This is a genomic window from Streptomyces sp. NPDC051664, assembly GCF_044453545.1.
Classification (GTDB): Bacteria; Actinomycetota; Actinomycetes; order Streptomycetales; family Streptomycetaceae; genus Streptomyces.
The window spans coordinates 1-4,164 of the sequence record NZ_JBITCU010000053.1; the positions used below are offsets into that span (position 1 = coordinate 1).

Consider the following 4,164-nt stretch of genomic DNA (forward strand, 5'->3'; position numbering starts at 1 on the left):
CGCGACTGCCGCCTCAAAGGCGATGGCGTCCACCACGCCATGCTCGGCATCGCCCGCCTGCACAACCTCAACCTCGCCGGATAGGCGAGCAGCCGGACCGCCACCGACCACGCCACACCCAGTCAAAGATCATTTACGGGACAAGCCTTAACCTAACGGTCAACCCACGGCGCCTATTAGGCATACGACACCCCTCACCTGCGGCGATGGCTATGGGGCAAGCACATTCGGCGTCCGTGTCGCCCGCAAGGGCTCCAGGCCGGCGGGCGGATAGGACGCCGACGATGGGTCATCGAGCGGACCAAGTCCTGGCTGACCGGCTACCGCCGACTCAACCACCAATACGAACGAGAACCGGGCAACTACCTGGCCTTTCTCGGACTCGCATCCGCCCTCTGCTGCTACAAACGACTTCTCAACCCCACCATGTAGGACACGGCCAGTGCCGTTCGTGGTGAGCGCTGCGGGAAAAGGCGCGGCAGTGATGGCGTCAGGCATGGGTCAGGAAGGCGAGCGTGAGCGAACCGCTGATGACGTGTCGTAACTTTCTTCAATGGCGTCGAAACCGGGACATGATCTGGGCTCCGGGACAAGTCTGGGGGGAGCCTGTTGACTGCCCAGATGGCGTCCGGCATGGAGGCGGCGCGAGCCTGCGCCGGGCTCTCGTGCGGAACGTGGGAACTTGTCGCCCCGATACTGCCGCCGGCCCAGGGGGATAGCGGCGAGAGGGAGAACCGCAAGCGGACAAAACCGCGAGGGGCCGAGTACCGATGCGGGGCACGGGGGTGGACCGTCTCGTAGTAGCGGTGAAGTCCGGTAATGCGGATGGAGCGAAGGGGACGGATGGGTCTGCTTGGTGGCCAACCGGAGTGCCCGGGATGAACCAGACGAGCGGATCGAAGTCGTTTGAGATCTCGAAACACCTGCTGTTCGAGGCGTACTTGAGGGTCAAGGCCAACAAGGGCACCGTGGGTGTCAACGGCGAGTCGATCGAGCAGTTCGAGGCTGGCCTGAAGGGCAACCCCTACAAGCTGGGGGATCGCATGTCGTCGGGCTGCTACTTCCCGCCGCCGGTCAAGATGGTGGAGATCGACAAGCCGGGAGGGCGCGGGGTCAGGGTCCTCGGCGTGCCCACGGTCGCGGACAGAATCGCGCAAACGGTGGTGGCGATGGTGCTGGAGCCACTGGTGGAACATGTGTTCCAGCCGGACTCCTGTGGCTATCGGCCCCGCCGCAGTGCGCTGGACGCGGTCGCGGCATGCCGTGAAAGGTGCTGGAAGACGGACCGGGTGATCGATCTGGACATCCGGGGCTTCTTCGTCAACCTCGATCATGATCTTGTCCTCAAGGCGGTCGGGCACCACACCGACCAGCGGTGGGTCCTGCTGTATGTGGAACGGTGGCTCAAAGCCCCGCTCCAGCGGCCGGACGGCAGCCTGCAGGCCCGGGACCGCGGCAGCCCGCAGGGCTCGGCGGTTTCGCCCGTGTTGTCCAACCTGTTCATGCACTACGCGTCCGATGTGCATGGCCCGGGAGTACCTCCGGTGTCCGGTTCGAGCGGTACTGCGACGACGTGCTGGTCCACTGCCCCAAAGAGGTTCAGGCGCATCAGGTGCGTGAGGCCATCGCCGGGCGGCTGGCCGAGTGCGGAGGTCTGGAGTTGCATACCCAGAAGACCCGCCTTGTGTATTCACGATGCGTGCCCGCATCACCAAATCAGCCGGTGCCTTCCGAGCGCCCGCCAGCCTGTCGATCGCCTTCTCCTCGTCCAGACCCACAGCAGCCCGGGCCCTCAGTAACGCTGGCACACCCACCCCCTGACTCAGCACTCAATGCCCCTGTATGCCCGCAGCTTGAGGAATGCATTGGACCCAGCCGGACCAGGTGCGGATGTAGGTGAGGTTGGCGAGCCACAGCTGGTGGGCTCTGAAGTGTCGGTTGACCAGGTCTGGTGGTCGTGGGGCGGTTGGTTCGGGGATGGTGGTGCGACGGCGCTGTCCGCGGATGACGCCTTCCAGGCCGTCCTCGCGCATCAGTTGCTCGATGGTGCAGCGGGCCGCATGCACGCCCTCACGCCGCGGCTGGTGGTGGACTCGGCGGGTTCCGTAGGTCTCGCCGGATGCCGCGGATCTGGCGGATGTGCTCAAGGAGCTGTTCATCGCGCCGGCGGCGGGCAGACTTCGGGCGTCTGAGTCGTGCGTTGTACGCCGAGACCGATAGGTCCAGTTCCCGGCAACGGACTCGACCCCGAAGTCGCCGCGGAGGTGACCGATCACCGCGTCGGCCTCGTGCGGGGCTGGTCGAGCTCCTTGATGTTCCTATGTTAAGCAACCAACTCGACGGGCTCAGCCGCGGGTTGGTCTCACTGGAGCCGGTCGGACTCCTCGGCGAACAGAGCGCGGAAGACTCGGCCTGAGACACGGCGTTTGAGCAGGCGGAGAGCCTCTTTGACGGTCTCCCCGGCCGCGATCTGTTTGGTGTAGTACGTGGTTCCCTCCCCGCTGCCACAGACCTGCGTGACCGCGATCACATGGAGGGCGTTGTTGATTGTCCGGTTGCCTCCGCGGTTGAGCCGCGAGGTCCCGGGCGCCAGGTGGGCGACCAGAGGTCTGTACTTCACGGACGGCTCGCTCGCGGAGCTCGTCGGCCCATCTGCCGCGGCAACATGCCTGGCTTCAAGGCCGCTACGGAATCCGGTTCATATCACCAGCTCGAAACTTTCCACAAGTGTCTCATCTGCGGCGTACAGGAACTTTGTCGGACTTCCCAAAAGGGCAACAGCGTGAGAGCGCACCGTTTGTCACATGTGATATGCGTCACCTCCTCCCCTGGGGGGATGGCCCAACATGCCCAATCAAAGGGGGTGTCCAGCCAAGTTGGCCGAGAACCTTGTCATCACGGCTTAGCAATACAAGCTCAGGGCAGGCATGATCAGCCATACAGCACTTAATTCACCTTCCTCTTGGGGAGAAGATCAATGCCCGTACAGGCAGACGGCAAGACTTCGGCCGAGCTGACCGACGCATACGCCCGTCGGATCGATGCCGATCTAGCCCGCGTCGACACGGAGATCGGTGAGCTGACGACGCGACTGAACAAACTCGACGCGGACCGAGCTCTGCTCGTCCGGCTGAGGCACAGCCTGCCGCAACTCGGCGGCGCCGCGACGAAGGCCACGAGTGGGGCCACCGATGATGCGGACTACGCATCGGTGGCTATGCCCTTGCAGCGCGAAGACGCCGCAACGCCTGCTCCTGACGCGGACAAGCGCACCAAGCGCCTTCGGCGTGGCAAGGGGCCGACACTCATTGAACTGGTGCGGCAGCATCTGTTGGAACGCAGCGGACCTGTTTCGGTCAGCGAAGTCAGCGACATGCTGAAGAGGGTGGAGGCGGACCGCCGGGTGAGCAATGTCGTGGTGCGGAACACCTTGGAGAGCATGGTCGCCAAATCCATGGCCGAGCGTTCAAGGCAGGGGAACTCGGTCTTCTACACCCTCGTACGTAGCGAGGACCTGGCCGCGGCTTTGCAGGAGTAACGTCATTGAGGTGTATGCCCCCTCGCCAACCGCGACGAGGGGGCATACCAGATAAACCGGTCAGTGACTCGTGCCCGCCGACCAGAGAACGGAACCCGAAGCGGAGGTAACAGTCACGTCGCCGCTCCTGTGAATGATCAGTTTGGCGCCGGCACTGCCGCCGACGCCCGAGGACCAGACTGTCTGGTTGTCCTTGTCAAGGACAACCAGACGCCCGTCGGGGTGGAAGACGGCATGATTGCCCTTGCCCTGGGTGTGTGAGGACCAGCGCACGGCTTCGTTCTCGTCAGTGATGACAAGGTTGCCGTCGTGACGCATCCTGATGTGCATGCGGTTCGAGCCGAGCGAGTCGCCATGATGCAGCACATAAGTCGCCTTGACGACTGTCGTCGACCAGGAGGGAAGGGCCGCCACCGGCTTCCGATGGTCCCAGCCGTCCGGTGATGCCGGGCGGTTCGTGGAGTAATGCTCCAGGCTGCCCTCTTCGAAATCCGTGAGGTCGACGGGCGTGCCCGTGGCGGGCAGCTCCTTCTCCACTGTTTCGGCGGGAAGCATCGCAGAGATGTGCGGCACGGGGGGCGTCGGCGAAGCTTTCTTCTTCGCCAGTGCCGGTGCCGGTGCCGGCA

Annotated in this window: 5 protein-coding genes and 2 pseudogenes; 4 read left to right on the plus strand and 3 right to left on the minus strand. The window is 64.2% G+C overall.

Going from position 1 to position 4,164, the window contains the following annotated elements:
• From ACIA8E_RS39515 to ACIA8E_RS39525, 3 genes and pseudogenes are all read left to right on the plus strand, one after another.
• Nucleotides 1-84: pseudogene (locus ACIA8E_RS39515) on the plus strand (IS5/IS1182 family transposase); the annotation flags it as partial.
• A 96-nt stretch (nucleotides 85-180) separates the two neighbouring features.
• A pseudogene (locus ACIA8E_RS39520) lies at nucleotides 181-432 on the plus strand (transposase); the annotation flags it as partial.
• 446 nt (nucleotides 433-878) lie between these two features.
• Entirely contained in the window at nucleotides 879-1,799 is a 921-nt protein-coding gene (locus tag ACIA8E_RS39525) for a reverse transcriptase domain-containing protein (protein WP_399306396.1), read from the plus strand.
• 30 nt (nucleotides 1,800-1,829) lie between these two features.
• On the opposite strand, the gene ACIA8E_RS39530 is transcribed toward ACIA8E_RS39525, so the two are convergent.
• Nucleotides 1,830-2,147, minus strand: coding sequence for an IS3 family transposase (locus tag ACIA8E_RS39530; RefSeq protein WP_399306399.1), 318 nt, complete (start codon nucleotides 2,145-2,147; stop codon nucleotides 1,830-1,832).
• A 215-nt stretch (nucleotides 2,148-2,362) separates the two neighbouring features.
• Nucleotides 2,363-2,620, minus strand: coding sequence for a hypothetical protein (locus tag ACIA8E_RS39535; RefSeq protein WP_399306402.1), 258 nt, complete (start codon nucleotides 2,618-2,620; stop codon nucleotides 2,363-2,365).
• 357 nt (nucleotides 2,621-2,977) lie between these two features.
• On the opposite strand from ACIA8E_RS39535, the gene ACIA8E_RS39540 reads away from it, so the two are divergent.
• On the plus strand, nucleotides 2,978-3,538 hold the full coding sequence (locus ACIA8E_RS39540; RefSeq protein ID WP_399306405.1) for a hypothetical protein: 561 nt from the start codon (nucleotides 2,978-2,980) through the stop codon (nucleotides 3,536-3,538).
• A gap of 60 nt (nucleotides 3,539-3,598) precedes the next feature.
• On the opposite strand, the gene ACIA8E_RS39545 is transcribed toward ACIA8E_RS39540, so the two are convergent.
• Nucleotides 3,599-4,164 (minus strand): hypothetical protein (locus tag ACIA8E_RS39545; protein ID WP_399306408.1); only part of this gene is annotated, 566 nt, incomplete at its 5' end.

What these genes read in the sequence shown, in the direction of transcription:
- ACIA8E_RS39525 (WP_399306396.1), top strand. Translation starts at nt 879, where the DNA reads ATGAACCAGACGAGCGGATCGAAGTCGTTTGAGATCTCGAAACACCTG.
- ACIA8E_RS39540 (WP_399306405.1), top strand. Translation starts at nt 2,978, where the DNA reads ATGCCCGTACAGGCAGACGGCAAGACTTCGGCCGAGCTGACCGACGCA.